Source organism: Bacillus sp. N6 (genome assembly GCF_052805735.1).
The window spans coordinates 1,631,405-1,654,241 of sequence record NZ_CM127843.1 but is presented as its reverse complement, the minus strand read 5'-3'; the positions used below and the strand labels follow the sequence as shown (position 1 = coordinate 1,654,241).

Annotated in this window: 26 protein-coding genes; 9 read left to right on the top strand and 17 right to left on the bottom strand. The window is 34.1% G+C overall.

The annotated features are described in order from the left end of the window. Window positions 1-30: 30 nt before the first annotated feature. Both fbpA and ACUXVC_RS08650 read right to left on the bottom strand, forming a co-directional pair. Window positions 31-201 (bottom strand): Fur-regulated basic protein FbpA, encoded by a 171-nt coding sequence (fbpA, locus tag ACUXVC_RS08655; RefSeq protein ID WP_000098302.1) that lies wholly within the window; start codon window positions 199-201, stop codon window positions 31-33. Window positions 202-394: 193 nt separating this feature from the next. Next, a complete protein-coding gene (locus ACUXVC_RS08650) occupies window positions 395-1,294 on the bottom strand; it encodes a cation diffusion facilitator family transporter (protein ID WP_088022572.1) in 900 nt (299 codons plus the stop codon). A 210-nt stretch (window positions 1,295-1,504) separates the two neighbouring features. Between ACUXVC_RS08650 and ACUXVC_RS08645 the strand changes: the two genes are divergently transcribed. Further along, complete coding sequence (locus ACUXVC_RS08645) at window positions 1,505-2,578, top strand: WD40/YVTN/BNR-like repeat-containing protein (RefSeq protein WP_000825318.1); 1,074 nt, start codon at window positions 1,505-1,507, stop codon at window positions 2,576-2,578. 41 nt (window positions 2,579-2,619) lie between these two features. Here the strand turns inward: ACUXVC_RS08645 and ACUXVC_RS08640 are convergent, their stop codons facing one another. Both ACUXVC_RS08640 and ACUXVC_RS08635 read right to left on the bottom strand, forming a co-directional pair. Next, window positions 2,620-3,726: a DUF4179 domain-containing protein gene (locus tag ACUXVC_RS08640; RefSeq protein ID WP_144465374.1), complete on the bottom strand. Its 1,107-nt coding sequence runs from the start codon at window positions 3,724-3,726 to the stop codon at window positions 2,620-2,622. Continuing rightward, on the bottom strand, window positions 3,723-4,289 hold the full coding sequence (locus ACUXVC_RS08635; protein ID WP_000840007.1) for a sigma-70 family RNA polymerase sigma factor: 567 nt from the start codon (window positions 4,287-4,289) through the stop codon (window positions 3,723-3,725). The genes ACUXVC_RS08640 and ACUXVC_RS08635 overlap by 4 nt, the downstream gene beginning before the upstream one ends. A gap of 262 nt (window positions 4,290-4,551) precedes the next feature. Between ACUXVC_RS08635 and asnB the strand changes: the two genes are divergently transcribed. Continuing rightward, complete coding sequence (asnB, locus tag ACUXVC_RS08630) at window positions 4,552-6,375, top strand: asparagine synthase (glutamine-hydrolyzing) (protein WP_144465373.1); 1,824 nt, start codon at window positions 4,552-4,554, stop codon at window positions 6,373-6,375. 42 nt (window positions 6,376-6,417) lie between these two features. Here asnB and ACUXVC_RS08625 read toward each other — a convergent pair whose 3' ends face one another. After that, window positions 6,418-7,245, bottom strand: a complete 828-nt coding sequence (locus tag ACUXVC_RS08625) for a protein phosphatase 2C domain-containing protein (protein ID WP_002040904.1) — start codon at window positions 7,243-7,245, stop codon at window positions 6,418-6,420. 122 nt (window positions 7,246-7,367) lie between these two features. On the opposite strand from ACUXVC_RS08625, the gene ACUXVC_RS08620 reads away from it, so the two are divergent. From ACUXVC_RS08620 to ACUXVC_RS08610, 3 genes are read left to right on the top strand one after another with little or no spacing between them, the layout of a single operon-like run. Continuing rightward, window positions 7,368-7,778: a MarR family winged helix-turn-helix transcriptional regulator gene (locus tag ACUXVC_RS08620; RefSeq protein WP_053564811.1), complete on the top strand. Its 411-nt coding sequence runs from the start codon at window positions 7,368-7,370 to the stop codon at window positions 7,776-7,778. Beyond that, complete coding sequence (locus ACUXVC_RS08615) at window positions 7,762-8,091, top strand: DUF3147 family protein (protein WP_000545616.1); 330 nt, start codon at window positions 7,762-7,764, stop codon at window positions 8,089-8,091. The genes ACUXVC_RS08620 and ACUXVC_RS08615 overlap by 17 nt, the downstream gene beginning before the upstream one ends. Further along, window positions 8,052-8,984: an alpha/beta fold hydrolase gene (locus tag ACUXVC_RS08610; protein WP_144465372.1), complete on the top strand. Its 933-nt coding sequence runs from the start codon at window positions 8,052-8,054 to the stop codon at window positions 8,982-8,984. The genes ACUXVC_RS08615 and ACUXVC_RS08610 overlap by 40 nt, the downstream gene beginning before the upstream one ends. Before the next feature lie 18 nt (window positions 8,985-9,002). Here ACUXVC_RS08610 and ACUXVC_RS08605 read toward each other — a convergent pair whose 3' ends face one another. The 5 genes from ACUXVC_RS08605 to ACUXVC_RS08585 form a co-directional block, all read right to left on the bottom strand. After that, entirely contained in the window at window positions 9,003-9,374 is a 372-nt protein-coding gene (locus ACUXVC_RS08605; protein WP_000461779.1) for a hypothetical protein, read from the bottom strand. 89 nt (window positions 9,375-9,463) lie between these two features. Continuing rightward, window positions 9,464-10,039, bottom strand: a complete 576-nt coding sequence (locus ACUXVC_RS08600; RefSeq protein ID WP_095691113.1) for a histidine phosphatase family protein — start codon at window positions 10,037-10,039, stop codon at window positions 9,464-9,466. Window positions 10,040-10,155: 116 nt separating this feature from the next. After that, window positions 10,156-11,247 (bottom strand): serine hydrolase, encoded by a 1,092-nt coding sequence (locus tag ACUXVC_RS08595; RefSeq protein ID WP_144465371.1) that lies wholly within the window; start codon window positions 11,245-11,247, stop codon window positions 10,156-10,158. A gap of 177 nt (window positions 11,248-11,424) precedes the next feature. Then, window positions 11,425-11,586, bottom strand: coding sequence for a hypothetical protein (locus ACUXVC_RS08590; RefSeq protein WP_000108701.1), 162 nt, complete (start codon window positions 11,584-11,586; stop codon window positions 11,425-11,427). A 65-nt stretch (window positions 11,587-11,651) separates the two neighbouring features. Beyond that, window positions 11,652-11,768 (bottom strand): hypothetical protein, encoded by a 117-nt coding sequence (locus ACUXVC_RS08585; protein ID WP_001987133.1) that lies wholly within the window; start codon window positions 11,766-11,768, stop codon window positions 11,652-11,654. 40 nt (window positions 11,769-11,808) lie between these two features. Between ACUXVC_RS08585 and ACUXVC_RS08580 the strand changes: the two genes are divergently transcribed. Then, window positions 11,809-12,231, top strand: coding sequence for a YfmQ family protein (locus ACUXVC_RS08580; protein WP_000214586.1), 423 nt, complete (start codon window positions 11,809-11,811; stop codon window positions 12,229-12,231). Between the two features lie 49 nt (window positions 12,232-12,280). Here the strand turns inward: ACUXVC_RS08580 and ACUXVC_RS08575 are convergent, their stop codons facing one another. Genes ACUXVC_RS08575 through ACUXVC_RS08555 form a run of 5 tightly spaced genes read right to left on the bottom strand, consistent with a single transcriptional unit; the run spans window position 12,281 to window position 18,072 of the window. Continuing rightward, entirely contained in the window at window positions 12,281-13,114 is an 834-nt protein-coding gene (locus ACUXVC_RS08575) for a hypothetical protein (RefSeq protein ID WP_000755327.1), read from the bottom strand. Between the two features lie 20 nt (window positions 13,115-13,134). Further along, the gene (locus tag ACUXVC_RS08570; protein WP_142238867.1) at window positions 13,135-14,397 is read right to left on the bottom strand and encodes an MBL fold metallo-hydrolase; all 1,263 of its coding nucleotides are present in this window, start codon (window positions 14,395-14,397) and stop codon (window positions 13,135-13,137) included. Continuing rightward, window positions 14,394-16,064, bottom strand: a complete 1,671-nt coding sequence (locus tag ACUXVC_RS08565) for an ABC transporter permease (protein WP_069355358.1) — start codon at window positions 16,062-16,064, stop codon at window positions 14,394-14,396. The genes ACUXVC_RS08570 and ACUXVC_RS08565 overlap by 4 nt, the downstream gene beginning before the upstream one ends. A 12-nt stretch (window positions 16,065-16,076) precedes the next feature. Next, complete coding sequence (locus ACUXVC_RS08560) at window positions 16,077-17,102, bottom strand: ABC transporter substrate-binding protein (protein WP_071714477.1); 1,026 nt, start codon at window positions 17,100-17,102, stop codon at window positions 16,077-16,079. Next, complete coding sequence (locus ACUXVC_RS08555; RefSeq protein WP_069355356.1) at window positions 17,080-18,072, bottom strand: ABC transporter ATP-binding protein; 993 nt, start codon at window positions 18,070-18,072, stop codon at window positions 17,080-17,082. The genes ACUXVC_RS08560 and ACUXVC_RS08555 overlap by 23 nt, the downstream gene beginning before the upstream one ends. 162 nt (window positions 18,073-18,234) lie before the next feature. Here ACUXVC_RS08555 and ACUXVC_RS08550 point away from each other — a divergent pair, with 162 nt between their 5' ends. Then, window positions 18,235-19,128: a LysR family transcriptional regulator gene (locus tag ACUXVC_RS08550; RefSeq protein ID WP_001050611.1), complete on the top strand. Its 894-nt coding sequence runs from the start codon at window positions 18,235-18,237 to the stop codon at window positions 19,126-19,128. A gap of 40 nt (window positions 19,129-19,168) precedes the next feature. Here the strand turns inward: ACUXVC_RS08550 and ACUXVC_RS08545 are convergent, their stop codons facing one another. Both ACUXVC_RS08545 and ACUXVC_RS08540 read right to left on the bottom strand, forming a co-directional pair. Beyond that, a complete protein-coding gene (locus tag ACUXVC_RS08545) occupies window positions 19,169-19,693 on the bottom strand; it encodes a DUF4398 domain-containing protein (protein ID WP_000736436.1) in 525 nt (174 codons plus the stop codon). 126 nt (window positions 19,694-19,819) lie between these two features. Further along, complete coding sequence (locus tag ACUXVC_RS08540; RefSeq protein ID WP_029441922.1) at window positions 19,820-21,088, bottom strand: MFS transporter; 1,269 nt, start codon at window positions 21,086-21,088, stop codon at window positions 19,820-19,822. A gap of 119 nt (window positions 21,089-21,207) precedes the next feature. On the opposite strand from ACUXVC_RS08540, the gene ACUXVC_RS08535 reads away from it, so the two are divergent. After that, complete coding sequence (locus ACUXVC_RS08535) at window positions 21,208-22,422, top strand: helix-turn-helix domain-containing protein (RefSeq protein WP_095691119.1); 1,215 nt, start codon at window positions 21,208-21,210, stop codon at window positions 22,420-22,422. Between the two features lie 66 nt (window positions 22,423-22,488). Beyond that, window positions 22,489-22,668, top strand: a complete 180-nt coding sequence (locus ACUXVC_RS08530) for an H-type small acid-soluble spore protein (protein WP_001025734.1) — start codon at window positions 22,489-22,491, stop codon at window positions 22,666-22,668. The last annotated feature ends 169 nt before the right edge of the window (window positions 22,669-22,837 follow it).

The following is a 22,837-nucleotide window of genomic DNA, read 5'->3' as shown; positions in this document are numbered from 1 at the left end:
AACCAGCTCTCCTTTTACTAATCTATATAGCTACGCCTGAATATTTGCATAATCTTCCATATCTTCGTACTCTTTTTCCAATTCCTCTAAAGACAGCTCGTATAATTGTCGGTCGCGAATCTTAAACACACCTGCTCCGATTAACTCATCAATTAAATGCCTCTTACGATTTTCAACAGCAAAACGGAGTTGACTACTCATCTTTTAAAAAACTCCTTTCTACGATCATTGAAAATGATAATCTTTATCAATTACCACTTTTGATTATAAAAGATGACTCTTTATAAGTAAAGTAATTTCATGAAATATTTACCTTGCAAAGTATTTGTGGCCACATTATATATATGTATGCCGTGCGAAAAATGTTATGACACATTTTCTTACCCTTTTTCTTTCATACTTTGCAAGTTGTCTCACCATGATTAAATGCACCATCTATTTCTACTTGAATGGTGACATGTTCTACATGAAACTTTTCCTTTAATACATCCGTAGCCTCTTTTAATACACTTTGCGTTTCATTATCTTTAATAATCAAATGGCAAGTTAATACTTGAAAATCAGATGTGACAGACCATATATGCAAATCATGAACTTCTTTTACAACCGTAATATTTAATAATGTACTTTTTACCTCTTCAACATTTATGTGCTGTGGTGCACCTTCCATTAATATATGGACCGTATCACGTGTTACACGCCATCCACTAATAATGACTAAAATAGACACAAGAATACTAGCGATCGCATCTGCAGCAGTCCATCCGAAAAATTTAATAAGTAACGCAGCAATAATCGCTCCGACGGAACCCAATAGATCGCCTAGTACGTGTAAGAAAGCACTTCTTAAATTCAAATTACCTTTCACATCTCCGCCTCTCATTAATATCCAAGCTGATAAAATATTAATAAGCAGACCAAGGACTGCAATAATGAGCATCCCATTACTAGCAATCTCAACTGGTTCTTTAAAACGACGGATTGCTTCAATAAAAATGTATACCGAAATGACAATAAGAACGACACCGTTACATAATGCTGCTAACATTTCGACTCGCTTATATCCATATGTTTTCACAGTTGTTGCTGTTTTTTCTCCGAGCTTAAACGCAAGTAAACTTAAGGCTAAAGATACTGCATCACTTAGCATATGCCCCGCGTCAGATAGTAGTGCTAAGCTATTTGTTACAAATCCACCAATAACTTCTGCAATCATAAAACTTGTTGTTAGTAGGAAGGCAATTAGTAACGCCTTTTTATTTTTTGAATGACCATGATCATGCGAATGTCCCATACTTATACTCCTTTAAGTACAATATCTGTATGTTAGTATGAAACAAACTCCCCATCTTTATCCCGAATCGACTGATTGTAAACGCCCGCTTCCTCTGTATACACACTTCGCTATTTTTTAGACAATCCCTTTTTCTCAAATAAAACAAGACTACTTCTTTTTTATTTTCATATTGTTTACTAATGAAAGAATTTTAAGGAGGTTACTTAAATGAAACGTTTATTTCTCTGTATGGAACGTGAACTTGTTGTAGTGAAAGAACAATATGATAATTATGAAACGACTTACCACTTACAAAATATGCAACCTACCTGTATCGCTGTTGATCCGTTCCACCCAAACCGTGTATATTGCGGAACATTTGGACGAGGTCTATGGTTAAGTGACGATAGCGGGGATTCATGGAGACCAATTGGAGATTCTTATCGTTACTTTGATTTCCCTAAAGAAGATGGTATTTTACACTCCTCTATCACTTCCATAACAATAAGCTCAAATGAACAAGTGAACGGATATGGGGTCGTTTATGTCGGCACAGAACCGAGCGCTTTATTTCGCTCTGAAAATGGTGGTGAAACGTGGACTGAACTTAAAAATATGAAATCATTATTATCTTCTTATACGTGGGCTTTCCCGCCTAGACCTTTTACCCATCACGTACGCTGGATTACAGTTGATCCAAACAACCCTAATACAATACACGTTTCAATCGAAGCTGGTGCTGTTATTCAAAGTAATGATAAAGGGCATACATGGATTGATAAAAAATTCGGTGCTCCTATCGATGCTCATCAATTACTTATGCACCCTGAAGCACCAAATCGTCTTTATGCATCATGTGGTGACGGATTTATGGGCGGACCTGATCGTGCTTATCTTGAAAGTTATAACAATGGAAACAGCTGGATCTCATGTAGTGAAGGACTTGAACATCATTATTTATACAGCATGGCAATTGATCCAGCTGATTGTAATACGATTCTAGTTTCTGCCGCGCCAAGTGCTGATCTGGCTCATCACCGTATCCCTTATGAATCTTATATTTATCGAAAAACGAAAGATACTCCGTTCCAGCAAGTACAACAAGGACTACCATCTGCAATCGGTACAGTCATTTCGATGTTTGCGACAAACAAGGCTGAACCACATACGTTTTACACGTTAAATAACAATGGCGTCTTTCAATCCAATGATAGCGGCGAATCGTGGGAACAACTAAATATTCCGTGGAAAGATGAATATAAAACGCAGCATCCGCATGCATTGCTCGTTACTAGTTCTTAACGAAAAAAAGACTGCCTAAATGGTTTTAGGCAGTCTCTCTTTTATTTCTTTAAATCAATGACAATATCATCTAACACAATACCTTTACTCTTCGCTTCTTTTTTCGGCACTTCTATTTTCTTCTCTTTCCCATTCACATACTCTACTCCACCATGATTTTCAGGTGTATGTACTCGCAAGTGCACGCGAGGTGTAACGATAAGCTTTGTTGCATTTTCGTTTAACTTTTTGAATGTAGCACTCCAACTACTTTTATGTGGCTCCGCTACTGTACCACTTCCGCCATTTCCTTCACCAGCATAATGATTTCCTAAATCATCTTTTATTTCTAACTCAACATCCGCACTATCCCATATATTTCTTAATGCCTTAGATTCTTCCTGATTGAAAAAAACGATATATGACATCGGGGTTACTTCCATTTTGTCTATATTTACTTTTATTAATTCATTTTCAGACACCTTATTAACTTTTAATTCCTTACTATCCATTGCTTTTAAACTAAGCGCGAAATTCCAGTTCCCCTTTATTGCCTTACCTTCATAATCCAACTCAATTGCCTCTATATCCCACCAAACATTTGCAACATCTAACCTTTCACTACCATGACCACTCATCGTAGTCATACCTACATATTTTCCCTCTCCAACTTTTGTAACGTTCGAACTACCTCCTCCGCCATTAAAGCCCCTAACTTGCGGACTTCCAAATGGGAACGGTTTCTCTCCTAAATCTTTTTCGCTTTCAATAGAATATGTGATTGTAATTGTTCTACCATCAAACACAGCATCATTAATGGTAACCTTAACTCCATTACTCTCTCTCGTCATATTCAACTCAGTCGAAAATTCTTTATAATTTTCATATAACCCTGTTCTACCATTATCTAAAAATCGGAATATGTCACCGACAATTGGCAATCCCCCCGCATATGTAGGAAATCCGATACCGAGTGTTACAACTGATAATCCTACTAAAATAGATGCAGCAGCGACACCTTTTTTCCAACTTTTCATCTTTTTCTTCGTACGTATCGATTGTTTTACATTTCGTTTTACTTTTTCCTTTTCAATTTCAGAAGCCTCGATTTCTTCTAGTTCTTTTTCATCTATATCAATATCATTTAATAGTTCATAAATGTCTTTCATATCGCACTACCTCCAAAACTAATATTCGTAGCATTTTGTTGTAGTTTCTTTTTCCCCCGGTACACTCGATTATCAATTGCTGCCCGAGTTAATCCTAACTTGTCACCTATTTCCTCTGTCTTCATACCAAGTAAATATTTCATAATGAACACCTTTTGATCTAGCGGTTCTAATTGATTAATGAGCTTCAATAATTCTTCCCTATCTTCCATAACGATTAATTCGTCTTCTGCTGATTTTTCTGTACTGATATGAAACTCATCTGAAATGATTTCTACTGTTTTAGTCGATTTCCGGTAATAATCAATTGCTTTAAACTTCGCAATCGCTGCAATCCACTTTTTAAAATCGCTCGGCTCTCCATGAAATTTATTTGCGTTATTCCAAATGGAAAGAAATATATCGTTTATACATTCCTCTATGAGTCCATCATTTTGAATTGGAAGTAGAACTTTATGCGTGATTCCCTTTATGAGTGGTAAGTATGTATCGACAACAAATTCTAACGCGTCTTCTTTTTGCCGCTGTAATCTTTTTATAAAATTTTTCTCATTTGATTTCATGTAGCGATTCCCCTTATTGTTTTGTAAAAGCTTTTACACCCTATATAACGTCTGAGAAAATTTTTTCTCTCATCTTTTTTATTTTTTGTATGTAATGGAATACTTTTCCTTAGCCATTGTCTCACATAACTATGCGTTCAAAGAAAATTTTCTCAAGTCTACAATTTGGTTCATGTAGTACACTATTTATATAGTCATTCTTTAACTTGGTGTATATTTTATTTCGTTAATCTACTATTTTAAATTAGGAGATGAGATATGTATGTGTGGAATTACAGGTTGGGTAGATTGGAAAGAAGACCTTTCAAATCAACATGTTATTTTAAAAAAGATGGCAAATAGTATTCAGCATCGTGGTCCGGATGCTGAAGGATTTTGGTTTTCACCTCGCGCAGCTTTTGCACACCGCCGATTAATCGTAATAGATCCTAAAGGAGGAACGCAGCCAAAAACATTTCGTGCTGGTGATTATACGTATGCTCTTACTTATAATGGAGAAATTTATAATTTCCGTGAACTTAGAGAGCAGCTTCAAAAATGTGGGCATGCATTTGAAACCCATTCAGATACAGAAGTATTACTACATGCTTATTTAGAATGGAAAGAAGACTGCGTACGACATTTAAACGGAATTTTCGCTTTTGCCTTATGGGATGATCAGAAGCAACAATTGTTTTTAGCACGAGATCATTTAGGTGTAAAACCACTCTTTTTTACAGAAAGAAATGGCAGTATTATTTTCGGCTCTGAAATTAAAGCATTATTAGCGCATCCATCTGTCCCTGCTGAAATTGATGCGGATGGAATTAATGAAATATTTGGATTAGGCTTATTTCGCACTCCAGGATGTGGCGTCTTTAAAAATATTCAAGAAGTACGTGCTGGACATTCTATAACATTTACACGTCATAAAAAAGTAGTTACGAAGTATTGGAATTTAGAAAGTAAGTTCCATACAGACTCTATAGAAGATACATCTTCGCATATTTTATCTATTTTACAAGATACAGTAAAAAGACAATTAATTGCCGATGTTCCTCTCGTTTGTATGTTATCAGGCGGATTAGACTCTAGCGGTATTACTGCACTTGCGGGTAAAGAATTTGCTGCTGAAAATAAAACACTTCATACGTATTCTGTTGACTTTGTAAATAGCGCAAAAGACTTCGAACTGACATTTGCTCGCACTGGTTTAGATGCCCCTTGGGTAAAACGCGTTTCTGAACATGTCGGGACAGCGCATCATGATATTATTGTGAATGCTGAAGAATTAGCAAATCAATTATTCGTTCCCCTTCATGCAAAAGATTTACCGAGTGCTGGTGAAATGGAAACTTCACTATATTTACTATTTTGCGAAATGAAAAAAGATGCGACCGTAGCTTTATCCGGCGAATCGGCTGATGAAGTATTCGGTGGATATCCTTGGTTTCATCAAGAAGAACTACTATATGTAGATAAGTTTCCTTGGCTAACAAATTGGAAAAATACATCTCCTCTTCTACTAAATGAGGTAAGTAACCAATGTAATCTAGAAGACTATATTGATACACGATTCCAAGAGGCGATACTTGAAGTACCTACTCTTGAAGGCGAAAGTAAAAAATCCGCGAAACAACGCCAAATGTTTTATTTATTTTTAACACGATTCCTTCCTTTCTTACTTGACCGTAAAGATCGCATGAGTATGGCTGTTGGATTTGAAGTTCGTGTACCGTTTTGTGATTATAGATTAGTTGAATATTTATGGAATGTTCCTTTCAACATAAAAAGTATTGATAATATTGAAAAAGGCATTTTACGTAGAGCACTACAACCAGCTTTACCTGACGATGTACGCAATAGAAGAAAAAGCGCTTATCCAACTTCACAAGATCCACTCTACTTACAAACAATCCGTAATTTAACACTTGATATGTGTAACAATAAAAACAATCCTATTTTCTCACTTATTAACCATTCCATCTTACTTTCAATTGCTGATCAAAGTAATAAAGAGATTAACAATTTTGAGGCAAGAAGTGCCATGGAGTATATGCTACAAGTAAATGAATGGTTGAAAACATATCACATCCATATTGCTTAACAAAAAGGAGTTCAAGGATAAAAACCTTGAACTCCTTTTATATTAATTAGCACATTGTTTATTATCAGTATCAATAGACCATCCAATAATCGTGGCACAGTCTCTACCTTTCCACTGCAGTACATTTGTTAATACGGGCTCAATCTGCAAGCTATTTCCGTCGTGTAATATTTCTACTAAAGATTGATCATCATCAAACCTTCGTTTGTCACACTCTAAAATACCGTCCGTTGCCATTACAATGTGATTCATTCCTTTTTCTAATCCTCTTACACCTGACGTAAAGCAAGGTGTATTTGCTGCAAAAATATTTTTCCTGCCAATATATTCGTAATTTTTCCGTTTATTTAATCGTCCTTTTCCATTTTTCGTTTTCTCAGAATGGAATAAATACGCGAAACAATCACCAACTGATAACCAATATAAAAATTCGCCTTTTCGTAAACAAATTAAGCAAGCGAGTTCCTCATCATCTTGGTCACACTTTTTAATAAATAACTCATCTGTAAATAACGCTAATAGGTACATATGTGTATGATGGAAAGCTAAATGTATTGGATATGAGAATAACTCTTTTAGTTTTTCTTTTCTTTCCGAAATCGCTTCTATTATATAATCTATATTTTTTGTTTTGTGATGTGTATCAAAAATCATAACAAATTCAAATTGTAATTCAGGATCCCACCAAGCCAGCACCGCATCTCCTCGTTCATATGCATCACTCTCTTGATTTCCCCCATATACGCCGACTGAAAGAGGACCACATTTTTCAACATGTATTTCATCTACATACATCTGTTCATGACTAATCCATTTGAATGTATTCACAGCTATCATCCTCTCTCTTGCTAAATGTATACCTTTACACATAGATTACCTTATATTTCAATAAAAATAAACTTTTTCAACATTTTTTATCCAAATAAAAGGATTTTATTTCTAAAACAACGAATATATCTTACTATACGATATAAAAAAGGGGATTTATTATTATGAACAACATTAATCAACATTGGGAGAGCATTTATTATCACTTACGATACGAATACGAGGACAACCTTTCCCACCAAGCAATTCGTATTTTACAAATCGTTTCTCGTGAGAAAGGTATAACAATTGGAAAAGTCGCTACTGAGCTTAGTCTTTCTCATAACACAGCGTCTGAACACATAAAGCGCCTTATTCAAAAGGGCTTCATCATTAAAGAGCGAAATAAAAAAGATGAAAGAGTTGTAAATCTTACATTAACAATTGAAGGAATTGAAGTATTAGAAAAACATACTTTACTAGATAAAGAAAAGATAAAAATATTAGAATTACAGTTATCAAAAGAAGAACAACAATTAATTGAAAAAGCATTTTCGTTATTAGCGAAGGAGGCAAAATATGCATTTCCTCGTTAAAGTAATCGTTTCGGCACTTATTATCGGCATTATCACTGAAGTCGCTAAACATTACAGTACGATAGGTGGCTTTATTGCTGCCCTTCCTCTCGTGAGTTTACTTAGTTTATTTTGGATTTCATTCGAAGGCGGAAATAAACAAGAATTGAGTCAATTTGCTTTAGGGGTATTATATGGATTCCCCGCATCAGCACTACTATTATTTATCGTCTATATTGGTTTAAAAAATTCATTTACACTTAGTACATCTGTCCTACTTGGTATAGGTGTTTGGTGTATCGTTTTTGCTTGTCAAAAATTATTTCAAGCTTAGGAGGAATTAACATTCATAAATTTGTAGAAATAATGGGGCAAAATATAGAAGTACATATAAAAGGAGGTGGTAAACAAACTGTAGTCATTCAAACCGGAATGACTTGCTCATTTTATGATTGGTTTCCTATTATAGAAAAGCTTTCAGAGCACTTTACAGTCGTTTCATACCATCGCCCAGGTTACGGAAAAAGTGATTTAGGCAATCAGCCGCGTACAATAAGGCAAGTTACAAAAGAGCTACATATGTTACTAAACAAACTAGCTATTCAAGAGCCATTTATTCTAATCGGTCATTCCTATGGAGGATTATGTGCACAACATTTTGCGATGTTACATGGAGATAAGCTGCAAGCACTTATTTTAGTTGATTCTACTTCGATGAACTTACACCGTTTAGATGAACTTCATTTACCAATTTCTGATCAAACTGATTCTGATGATGTTTGGTTTCAAAAATATAATATATATTCCAAAATGGATGTAGACACACTTTATAATGAACTAAAACCTATGCTCACCGATCAATCAAAACAGCAAATTGAATTCTCTACCTCGCCTTCATTATATAAAGCGACAGCTTCTGAACTATCGGAGTGGAAAAACTGTGCTCTCTCACTAAAAGAGCTATGTAAAACATTAGAAATACCATTAATCGTTATCGGTAGAGATCCTCAATATTCTATTACTCAATTGACTAATGGCGGCATGCCTAAAGAGGAAGCAACACAACTTGAAGCAATGTGGCAAGAACTAATTCACGAACAATTACACCTCTCAACTAACAACCAATATATGCTTGCCGAACATGCGAGTCACGGTATAGAAAATGATCGACCAGATATTATTATTGAGGCGATTCATTTCTTACAAATAAAAAAAGGAAGCAACTAAAGCTGCTTCCTTACTTATCTATTCATAATCTTCTTCATCATCGATTTCTTCGTAATATGAACTTCCATTACTTACATATATAGGGCCATTCGCAACATCAATACGTAGTACCCACGCCCATGGCACAGCTAAACGTTTATGTATCGCTCGCCAAAAGCTCATTGATTTTCTTTCGTACTCCTGGAACTCCTGAAGTAACTCTTTGTAGGAGGAACCGTCTAACTGAATATTTGCTTCTAACAAACGAGAATGGGCATAGTACTGTAACTCTAGTTCAGCAGCAATTTCCATTTCTTCTTCCGTTGCCATACCAATAATTGTTCCATCTTCTGGTGCAATTTCATATACGTTTTGAACTTCAATAAGCCCTTCTTTCTCTTTCTCAAACATGTAAACAGCCTCCTTTAACATATATTTTTTATGTTACAAAGTCATACTTCTACAATAACTTCTCTCTTTCCTCTTTTTTTGATAAACTTTTACAAAATATTTAACCGATGACCTGTTTTCTCTATTCTTTCAGCAGAAATGAAACGATTTTTATCAAAATTTAATTTATACACATCAGGCATATGAAGTGTTTTCCAAAACTCAAAATCATATTTCGAATTAAAATAATTCATGAGTAATACCATAATATTTCCATGCGTACCTATTACAATATTCTTACCTTCATATTGTTTTAATATATTTTGCATACATATTACAGCGCGCCTTTGTGCGACATCATTCGATTCTCCGCCTTCGTATGCAAAACTCCAATCTTCCCACACATTCTGCATAGCATCATTAAAATTTGATACCGGCTCTGTGCTCAATAATCTTTCACGCAAATCTTCTTCTGTTTGTATTGATAATTTATATGTATTCGCAATTCCTTGTACAGTTTGGATTGCTCTTTTATACGGGCTAGAAATCACAACCTCAATATGTTTATCTTTTAATAAGCGTGTTACATTCTCTGCATCTAAGTACCCTTTTTCAGATAAAGGTCGCTCCCGTTCTTCTTTTGTATAGGTAGAATGGGCATGGCGAACGAAATATATTGTTGTCATTTTTCAACCTCCTTTCTTATTTTCAATTTATATTCAATAACAAGATTGGAAAATCCTGTATTAAAAAAGAGCGCTTTGCATAAGCGCTCTTTTGTTTACATAATAAAATTATTTCATTATAATTTATTTCTGAATTCCTCACTTATGGCAATGTCTCGAATAAAGTAATCCATATTACTTAGAAGTTTTTCAAATGCTTTTTCACTCAAATTGTTCATCATAAAGACAATCTCAATCTTATTCCCTTTTTTATCAGTACCATAGAAACTATTTGTTAATACAAATGCCGTAGAACCACCTTTCTGTCCAGCAAATTCGAACATACCCTCTCCTACGGTTCCTTTAAATATATTCTCAATCTCACCTTGCATTTGTGGTGTAAAATAATTTCTGCTATTTATCTTTTCCAGTAAACTCATGTAATCCTTCGCATTTGCACCTATAAACCGATCTGACCAAATACGCTGAAAGTCCATATCGGCTTTTAACGATATCTCGCGTTTTGTCCATTCTTTCTCGTCTTTCATCCATTCATGTATTTGCCATACATGCTTAACATATTCATCATTAGACATATTACGTAGCTTGTCCAATGCTTTATTTTGAGGAATATGCAGTTCTTTTTCAACATAGCCCCTCATATATAATGCCCCTGTATACGTTGGATAAAATTCATCGTGACTATTTAAGCCTAACTCTTTCAAACTTTCATTTATCCGCGCTGCTCCAAGCTTGTCCAATAAATATGATGTATTCGCATTCGAACTATAATGGATCATTCCTTTCACTACTTCTTCTAAAGAAGTTTGACCACCCTTCACTAACTCTTTAACTTTTACATCATCTAGCCATGCAGGGTGTGCACCACCATCAGTATTTTTCACATAGTATTTTTCTAATTCTTTCAATGAAATTTGCTCGTCTTTTCTTATTTTCCCTTCAACTACTTGCTTAGCATATTCAATTGCTATAACGATTTTCGACATACTTGCTAGCGGTAGTTTTTCTTTTTCATTTATTGATGTCAATGTTTCACCATTTCTTTTAACAATTAAAGAAGTTGTTTTATCATCCTTATGTTCTTTTATGTAATTTAGCACATAATTAGAGTCTTCTTTGGAATTGACATATTCCTTCACTGAAAAGAAAGCTATACAGCCTACTATAGTAATTCCAGCTATAATTCCAACAACTTTTAATCCCCTCATGATACTCCCCCTAAAATAAACATATTATATATTATACTAAATAAATTTCCCTTTTTAAGTAATAATTAGATTATTTATACAAAAACACTTCTTTTCTTAAACAACAAAAAAACATGCCTTCATTAGGAAAGCATGCTTTGTGATATCCTTCACATTTTTTAGTTAAAAAATAAATGTTTACTTACCATGATGTAACATTAAATCACTAAGTTCTTCTTCAATGTGATTTAATTTCGCAACGCCTTCTTTCCATTTATGAATATAACGTGAAACCCCAACGAAAAACAAAACAATAATTGTGGAAAGAATAATACCATATACGATTGCTACAGTACTCATAGTTACACTTCCTTATAATTAGTAATGTGGTTATTAGTTATATTTTTATTATAAACCTTTTTCTTTTAAAATACTTCAATTTCAACTTTTTGTAACAAAATTGATTTTTCTAACATTTCGTTCGTAAAAATGGCATATTTTTCACAAATTATACAAAACTTCACCATATGTACTATTACCATATGAGTTATATTATTAAATAGAATAAAGGGGATGATTACTATGACGACTTGGTTTATTGTAATGTTAGTTGTATTTGGAGCATTTAAAATTATCGTTTCTAGCCTTCCTAACACTGTTATTGAATCCATTATTAGCAAGTACGAAACACATCCAAAACTTGAAGAAGAGAATGTGACTATTACAATTCACGGAAATAACGTAGAAGGCGAACAGAAATCAAAAATTATTCATGATTTTAACGAAGGTTTATTTTTAGATCGCTATTATGCACCACCCCATAATGAAGGCACTCCTTTAATTATCCATGCAAAACGTGGTAAAAAAGATTTCACATTTTATATTTACAGTCATGAAGAGCATGTTGATGTTGTAAAACAATATAAAAAGAAGGTAGTTGCTTATAGTTTACGCTCTAAAAATCTTCAAAATAGTGATATGTTCGTGTCAGCTGATTTAGCTTAATACTCATATATAAAAAGGAATCCATGGCATATGGATTCCTTTTTACTATTTACTGAAAAATAAGCTCTGTCTTCAAACTATCTTTCGGTAACAACCAGCCTTTTTTCTCTAAACTCGCCATTAATAATTCCCTTTGTTTTGTCGCAATACTTTCTTCATTTGTTTTAAATGACACTTCTATTACGAAGTCATCTTCTAATTTCCCAGTATTACTTAATGGCCAAATTTCAATATTTGCTTTTATGTTTTCAAACTCTCCTGTATATCGCTTCATTAATACAGGACCGTAAATACGGGAATTCTTTAACATCTCTTCTCCCCAATTTGTATACAACCATTTGTTCATTTTCCCTGGTAATTTTTCTATTAACATGTTTTGAGCAGCTTGTTCATTTGGTAAATCAAGTATCCCATATCCTTTAGCACTGTAACTTTTCTTATTTGAAATGCTTAATGTTTTCTTCTCAAATCCCCAATCTATTTCCGCCTCATAACTATCCGTATTACTATCGAATCCTTCTTTTTTAGCTACTTCTAGTGCATCTTGAATTACACCATTTTGAATAGGATATCTTTTTTTATATGTTAGTTCAAAATCTTTACTAAATTCTTTCTTTCGAATTCTAGCAAACCAACCTTCATCACTTAAACTTTTATTTGCAGTATCTAAAAATTGCACTTGTATTCTTTCATATTTTGTACCAGCCTGGAAATGTTCTAGCACCTCTTGCTTCATCTCTTTGTTATAACCTAATACTTGTTCTGGCTTTAATAATAACTTCACTTCAAAACTAGGTTTCATTGGACTAGCAGTAAACCCTTCCTTAACGTTATAAAGGAAACAACAAAAGAAAATGCTTACGAATACAAATACTTTTTTCATATACCTATCCCCTTTGTATTTTAAATGACTTCTATACGTTCCATTGCAAGTGAATATACATTTTCATATCCTGCTGTACTTAGCTTTTGTTGTAATCGATCTGTATCCTCTTTCAAAGCGTGCACTAGCACCGTATGTTCTGGTAATAATGTATTTAACATCTCTTTAACGTCTCTTATACTTTGATGAACTTTATACGCAACTCGATTCACCCTACATGTACTCCTTACAGGTTCTTTCATAACTTTTTCTGCAAAACTCCCTTTCGCAATATGCCCAGTAAAAATAACGGCATTCCGTTTTTCATTCCGAAGTTGTTCATAATATAACTGCGCTCGTTTCGTTTGCATATTCGCATCACTCATTACAACTATTCCGTAACTATTTTGCATACTAATATCATTATCCATCACTATTATGTTTCTTTTTAAACTCTCCATAATCCATTTAAATTCTTCATTATTTTTTATCCAATCTTTATATACGAACATCTCTTCAAATCCAGCCAAGATTTCTTTATCTACTATAAGCGGAAATTCTTTATATCGTTCATATAAATACAATACTATATCTTGCGCCCTACCAAGTTGTGGCAGCGGTAATAATGCTATTCCTTTATTTTGCATAACTCGTTCAATTTCTGCACATAGATCGTCTAATCTTTCATTTTGCGAAACATCATCTGTGTGATAAGCGGCATCCACAATTGCGACTTTTATATTATGGCCCAATTTCTCAGGTAAATTAGCTCGTAGTATATTAGACTCTGCTGAATAGTCGCCTGAATAAAATACGTATGTATTACACATATCAACTAAAAACCAAACAGCTCCCAATACATGCCCACTATATCCCCATTGAAACCGCAATGTAGGAGTAATTTGTACCCATTCATTTGGATTACTAATCTCATCAATACATACATAATTTAAATCTTTTATGTGTTGGTCGCTATAAGGTAAATCCCACCCTTGCATCACATTATAGTTTCTCCATTTTTCATAATATAACGGCAGTTGCTCCTTCGTATAACGAGTCGTCCAAATTTTTTTCTTATAGCCATACTTCGCTAATAAAGGTAAACCCATCGTATGATCTTCATGAATATGTGATAAAAATACCGCATCTAGAAATGGAACAGCTTCTCTCTCTATTTTTGGATAACTATCCTCATAAGATCGATTAATACCACAATCAAATACTATTTTCGTCTCTTTATTTTTTACAAAATAGCAGGAGCGACCGTACTCTCCAGCTCCTCCCCATACTTCTACTCTCATCATGCTACCCCTTTTCGTTTTTGCTCCATATGTTGCAGCAGTAATAAGCACATTGTTGTAAGTCCAACAGAAACAACGGCCATCGCCATGCCTATAGATACTTCACCCTGTTCAAATTGAGCAAAAATAAACGTTGCTGACGTTTCTACTGATGGAGGTAATACGAGAAGCGATGCTACTAACTCTCTTATCGAAATTGTAAATGTCATCGCCCATCCAGCAAGAATACCCGGGATAATAAGAGGCAATATTATTTTTCTAAAAATATAAATATAATTTCCAGAAAAAATACTTCCGGCCTGTACAAGGGAATCATCAATTTGTCCAAGTGATGATTTTACATACTGCACTGTGTAAGGTAAAAAAAGAACAACATACGTTACGATAACCATGACCGGTGTATTGTAAATTGACAGGGGCATATATGGTGAATTCCAAAATAGAATAAGACCTACAACCATAACGATTCCTGGTACCATATTCGGTAACATACCGCACATATCAAGCCATTTTTCAGAGGTTTTTTTCCCCTTTCGAATCATAAGTGCCAAAAAGACTCCAATCATTACCGCGATAATCGCTGTTACGAGTGAAAAAAGAAAACTATTCCATAAAGCCTCTAATCCCGGAGATCCTATTGTAAACAATGCCTCATAATGGCTTGTTGTAAAGTTATTTACATGTAAACCTCCGCCTCTTAATTTTGACAAAGAAGCAATAAGTATAGAAAAGTATGGAATTCCAATTGATACTATTAATAAACCAATTACATACATCCATGCTACAACGCGCGTAAATATAGACAAAGTATATCTTTTAGATTTCACACCTTTTCCACTAACCATTGCATATGAATACTTTCGATTCAATACATTTTGCATATACCAAATAAGCATACAAGCACTAAGTAATAAAGAAGATAATGCTGTTGCACTACTAAAATCAATTGGCCAACTCGAAATAAATTTATGGATTTCTGATGTTAACACGTGGAATCCTATTCTACGTCCGAATGTAGCCGGTGTTCCAAATTCAGCAATCGTCTTTACGAAAATGAGTAAAGCACCCATTACATAACTTGATACTAATAACGGCAATATTATTTTTCTTAAACGATAGAAAAAACTTCCGCCATGAACTGCTGCAGCTTCTTCTTTACTACTCCCAATCTGAAGTAACGTGTTTTTCAGCATGAAATAAAGGAATGGGAATAAATGCAGACTCATAATTAAGACCATACCTCCTAAACTAAAAAACGATGATGAAACTGTCTTTAGCATCGGAAAAAATTGTTCAAAATAGCCGTTAGGTTGCATGAACAAAATCCAGCCCATTGATCCAATATACGGCGGTGTCATAAATGGAATCATAAAAACAATATCTAACTTACTATACTTTCCTACATCTGTTTTGCTCATAATAAACGCCAATGGAAATGCAAATATTGTAGCTCCTATTACAACGAGTACACCTAGAAGCAGCGAATTCAGAAAAATCCCAGCTAATCCACCACTCTGCATCACTTCAAAAGGCTTTAAAAAGTTCCAACTGCTATTTTCATATATACTAGAAAATAAAATAAGAAAAAGGGGAATGACGATTAACATCGCCACAAGCAATAACGCTACCGTCATTCCAACTTGTCTTACTGATACGAATCGATTTACCATGGAATCACCATCTTATTGAAATACTTTCTTAAATTGTTTTCCTATTTCATCTTGCTCTTTCTCAACTGTTTTCCAATCAATATTTAATACTGGAATCTCTTCTACATTTGGTCTATTTTCAGCTTTTATATCTGTTCTACCAGGCAATAAATACGCTTTAGAAACTTGTTTTTGTACATCATCGGATAATAAATAATCAATAAACTCTTTTGCGCCTTCTACATTTTTACTATCCTTCATAATCCCCGCTGCGCGTGGACTAATAACTGTTCCGCTTTTTGGATATACGATATCAACAGGTTCACCCTTTGCTTTTGCGCTGTACGTCATATAATCAACACCCGCAATTACCATATCTTTCGCACCTGTTACAACTGGGTCTAACGCTTCCTGATTTGCTCCTGCTACTGTAACTTCATTTTTCTTAAGTTGTTCAAATAAATTCCATCCATCTTTTCCATTCTTTTTCACATATCCAGTTACAAAGTCTAGAGCTGAACCTGAAAGTGCTGGATCTGGAAGATTCACTTTTCCTTTCCATTCCCCTTTCGTTATATCGCTCCAATCTTCAGGCGCTGTCTTCACATTTTTTGTATTGTACACAATCCCTAATGCTGAAGCACTATACCCGAAATAATGTCCTTTATCATCTGACCATTCAGAACGCAGCTTATCAGCTTGTTTCGCTTCTTTATAAGCTAACGTTTGACCCTCTTCCTTTAATCCTTCCATCGCTGGTAATGATGCAAGTACGACTACATCAACGACTGGATTTTTCTTTTCAGCTTCCATTCTCGCTAAAATTTTACCAGTTGTCCCTTGAAACATTTCCACCTTTATACCAGTTTTCTTTTCAAAGTCTTTTTGAATTTTTTCTGCTAACCCTTTTGGCCCTGCACTATATACAACAATTTTCTTTTCAGTCGTATTTTTACTTTTTGCATCTGCATTGCCTGTCTTTGAACTACACCCTGTTACTACAGCCGAAAATAATAAAGTACATACAAATAAAGACTTAAGCGAACTGAATTTCTTCATATGATTCTCCCCCTATATGATGAATACATTTTTTTGGCACATATAACGATACTGGTTTACCGATGCTTAATTTACTATTGTGATAAGCTGTCCATATTCCGAGTGCCCCCATGTTTACTTTTATTTCATACCGTTCTCCTACATATGTAACGTGCTTAATTTCACCTGTATACATTTCGCACACTTCATTTTTCGTCCAGCTCACATGCTCTGGACGAACCATTTTTTTACCCTCTACAAGCCAATTCGCCTTACCAACAAATTTGGCAACAAATTCATGAGACGGTTTCACATAAATATCTTCCGGTGTTCCTTTTTGTAATACTTCTCCTTGCTTCATGACAATAATTTGGTCTGACATTGACATTGCTTCTGTTTGGTCGTGAGTGACATACAGTGCAGTTAAACCAATGGAATGAACGATATCCATAAGCTCTATTCTCATTTCTTCTCGCAAAATTGCATCGAGTGCACTTAGCGGTTCATCAAACAAAATAAAATGAGGTTTTGTTACAATTGCTCTAGCGAATGCGACACGTTGTTGCTGTCCACCAGAAAGTTCGTGTGGATACCTTTTCTCCATACCTTGCAGGCGAACTCGCTTTATCGCATCTTCTACTTTTTCTCGCAATTGATTCGTTTGCTTTGTAGCTCTTAAACCAAATGCAACATTTTCAAAAACAGTCATGTGCGGCCATAAAGCAAAATCTTGAAATACCATACCGATATTCCGTTCATGAGGAGATGTCTTTATCTTTTTTGTAGCAGAATACATGCACTGTTCTCCAAAATATATTTCTCCCTTATCCGGTTCTTCAAGCCCTGCTATCATTCTAAGTAAAGTCGTTTTCCCACACCCCGAAGGCCCTAAAAGTGTAGTGAATTCCCCTTGTTTCATTACAATCTGCAACGTCTTTAACGCCTGTATTTTTCCAAATGCCTTTTCTAATCCACTAATTGTAATATCCATTGCTTCACCTCTCTCCCCTCATTCTTAACCTGCTTTCATTCTATATGGAAGATTTATACTGAATGTTAATGTACTGTAAAGATTAAATTAAAAAACTTCTAATAAACTATTTATTTCTATAGATTTTTTCTATAGTTAAAATAAAAAAGGCGGCAATTCATAATGAATCTCTTAAAATTAGAAATTGTAGTACTTATTAAGAAATACAAAAAGCTTACAATCGTTGCAGAAAAACTTGGCGTTAAACAACCAACTATTACATTTCATATAAAAAGCTTAGAAGAAGAACTCGGTGTATCTCTATTCGAATTACGTTCTGGAAGGTATTTCTTAACAGAGGCTGGTGAGGCTTTGCACCATTATGCTTGTAAAATAGATGCACTTATGAAAGAAGCTAGACGTGTCACGCAAGAGTTTAAAGATTTTCATAAAGGTGCTATAACAATCGGCGCTAGTTATGTACCAGCGACTTATCTTTTACCAGAAGTCGTTCATCAATTTCAATGTGAATTTCCCAATATAAAAATAACGCTACTAGTGAAAACAGCCCCTGAAATTCGAATGATGCTACAAAATCACGAAATCGATCTTGGGATAATTTCCGCTGCTCCATTTGATGAACCACTTTTAAAACAAACGAATATAATGCCCGATACACTTGTTCTTGCCTTTTCCAAAGAACATCATTTTTCAAAGAAAGACAATGTATCGTTACAAAATATCGAAAAGGAACGCATACTATTGCATCGTAATCCATCTACAACGAGAGATTTACTTACACAATGGACGTTGGCGCACAACATTACATTCCAATCTGAAATTGAATTAGACTCATTAGAAACGATGAAACAAATTTTAAAATATGGTAATGGAATTGCCTTTATTTCTAAACTTGCTATCGAGCAAGAAATACAACGAAATGAGCTATGCTATATACCAATCCCTGAATTTGAATTTCAGCGTAACATTTATACGATTCATCATGAGGACAGATGGAATTCTAAAATCATTTCTTTTTTACTACAGAGCATCACTTCATTTGCAACAAAAAATTAAAAGGCTGTCGTTATGCACGACAGCCTTTCAAACTATAAATCTATTTATTTTTCTTTGCCTCAATTTTTGCTTGCGCCTCTTCAGCCTTATCTAATGCTTCTGATACTTTCTTCTCTTTTTCTTTCACTTCATCTATACTATCGACAGCTTTAATAATTTTATCGATTCCTTCTTCTTCTACCTTTCTACGCTTTGCCACTCTTTCATTTACTTTCTCTTCCACATCTTTTGCTTTTTGAAGCATATTCTCTGCATTTGATGTTACAGCTTTTTCAAGTTCAGCATCTTTTTTCTTTTGTAACACTTCATTTGCAATGTCTTTCGCTTCTAAATACTTACCATCTTTTAATGCTGTTGCTCCGTGATCCATTTTCTCAGCAACTTCTTTATATGATTTCGCTTCATTTCCTGATTTCTCTTTTTCTGCTTTTTCGAACCACATTGTTGCATCACTATACTTTTCATCTTTCAATGATTGCATACCTGTTTCAATATATGTGTCATAATTGCTACATCCAGCCATTACGACTAATAGAAAAAGCATAACAAAACTTAATTTTTTCATGCTGTTGTCTCCTTTTCTTTGCAAGCTCACTTTACTTTAACATACATGAAAAAGAGTTTCAAAAACTAAAATACTAATTTAGTCATTTTTATAATGATAAGTCAAATTTTTATTATTTTCTTATTTTTAAGCGGACACATCTACTTGTTTTTTCGCCATATGTTGCTTTACTCCAACTAATACAACTAACAATAACCCTCCGCCTATTGTCATCATAACAATGCTAGTTGGCAACATATCTAATAGTAGTCCATATACAATCATACCAAGTGGTGCGATGGCAGTCGCAATTGTTTCAAGTAGGCCAAACACACGCCCTAGGTAGCTCGGATCTGTCGTTTTTTGCATATGTACTTGCATTGGAATGTTTACAATCATAATTGCTATACCAGTTAACATCATAAAAGCAATATAGTAAATAAAACTTGCTACTTTTGGAATGATAACTAACAACGGAAAGACTGTACATAAACTTAAACCTGCAAACAAAAACAGTCCAGTATAAATAGAACGAAACGGATTATTCACTTCTTTACGCACTGATAAAGCAATCGCTCCCATTAGCATCCCGACTGCTAACATTCCCTCTACAGTACCGAGTTGCTTTGAAGATAAATGCAATGTATGGACGATAATGTACGGAAGTGCAACTGTTAGACCACACGCAAAAAAGTTTACCCACAATGCTATTTTCATTAAACCATATATTTCACGTTGTCTTTTTACATATAAAAAACCTTCTTTTATACTCGTCAAGAAATGCTCTGTACTTTCAGCCACTTCTTTTTTATATAAATCAAATACGATAAATAATTGCAAAATAACCGCTAAAAAGAACGTAATGCTATTTAATAGGAAAAACGATTTAATTGAAAAGAAACCATATACAACTCCGCCAATAATCGGTCCTAAAATATTTGATAAAGAAGCCGCCGTTTGATTTAAAGCACTCGCTTTTTGAATACGTCCTTCATCTACTAAACTCGGAATAGACGAAGTTAATGCAACAGAATAAAAACTTGCACAAATTGATAATAATGCTGCTGAAATATAAATAAAAAGAAGTGATGGCCCAAATATAGTAGCAAGAATAAACATACTAAGCATCGTTAAACTACTTAATAAATCAGTACCAATGACAAGCCATTTTCGATTCACACGGTCTGCTACAGCACCAGCAATTGGGCCACAGATCATCCTTGGAAGTGATCCGCAAACGAGCGTAATTGCAAAACCCATCCCTGAACCAGTAGTCTTTAATACATATAACCCCATTGCGAACGTATAAATACCTGCGCCTAATAAAGACGTCATTTTTCCAATCATCATTAAAATGATATTTCTAGTTGCAATCTTCATTCTTGAATCATGTTGTCCTATACTTATATCTCCCATTTTTGACTCTCTCCCCTTAAAAGTTAAATTGTGTTAAACTTATTATATAATCAACTTTCCAATTTTTACAACAAAAAGTTAAATACAATTAAACTTTTTAAATATAAAGGAGCAATAATATGGCAACTCTCGGTGAAAAAATTAAAGCATTACGAAAAGATAAAAAGCTTACGCAAACAGCACTGGCAGGTTCGGAACTGACAAAAAGTATGCTTAGTCAAATTGAAAATGGAAAAGCTACACCTTCTATGAAAACATTACAATATATTGCGGAAAAACTTGAATGTGAAACGAGCTTTTTATTAGAAGAAGATGAAGAAGAAATTGTGGAACTCATTCAAAAAATGGAGCCATTAATAAAATCAAATAAATGCGATGAAGTATACAAGACTTTACTACCTATCGTTCAAAAAGAACTACCCCTTACTTTAAACACAGCACGTTTATATAAACAGTTCATAACTGGAGCGGCCATTATGAACGATTACAATATTGAATATTACGTTGAAACAGCTGTTTCTATATTTGAAAAATATACTTTGTATCGTGAAAGTACTGAAACGAAACTACTGTTTTACTATATGCTCTACAAACGGAAAAAATATAAAGAATGTTTACAGTTGATTAGCAGAATTCGCGATGAATATAAAACGAAGAATTTAGAAATGGATCTTATTACACATATACAACTATACTTAAAAGAAGCCATTATTTTACTCGCATACGGCAATTATAAAAAATGTGAAAAAGTCATTTTAGATGCACTTGCATTTTCAAAAAAACATCAAGTGTATTATAAAACAGATGAATTTTATCGCATTTTATCTTACCAAAAAGTCATTACAGCTGATAAAGAACAGTATTTATATTACATAAAAAAATCGGAGCAATTTGCCATTTTTACAGAAGATATTCTATCCATTGCGATTATTGATATTTTAAAAGCTTACTACTACAACACAATTACTAATGAATATACAATCGCATTAGAACATCTAGAACAATTCCGAGAAAAACTAAAAGATGAACCAATCTTTCAAGACGATGGATTATATTATCTTGAAAAAGGAAAATCTTTGTATGGCTTAAAACGTTATAAGGAAGCTTTGGCAATATTAAAACACGCTACCATACCAGATTATATGACTCATCCACTTGATCAATCGTGGGTATTAACAGCCGGGTCTTATCGTGCCCTGTGTCATATAAAACTTCAAGATAAACCAGCTGCTCTGAAAGAAGCAAAAGAAGCAGTTCAAACGATAGATGGTTATCCTGATTCCATCTTCACTTCATTTATTAAAGAAACATTACAAATAATACAAAAACTTTAAGAATGTCTCTAAATGGTATATTATTCCTCTTTTTTAGCAAAGATAATAATGATGGGAGGAATATAAATGAATATACAACGTGCAATAGAGCTTTCTGTGTCAGCGGAACAAGCCAATGTCAGTTTTCAAGGCATGCCTGTTATGATTCAACACGTCGATGAAAGCAATGAAACCGCCCGCATATATGAAGTAAAAAACCCAGGACGCGAATTAACTGTTCCAGTTAATAGCTTAGAGGAAATATAAGAAATGCCACTTCTCTTTTGAAGTGGCATTTTTCTTATGAATCAAAAATATAACTATTATTTCTTCTAATTTTTTAAACTTATAATAAGAAAATGTAAAATTTATACTCTAAACCTATATTTTGTGATAATGTATGATTTGGAAATAACTAAATCTTTATAAATGAATA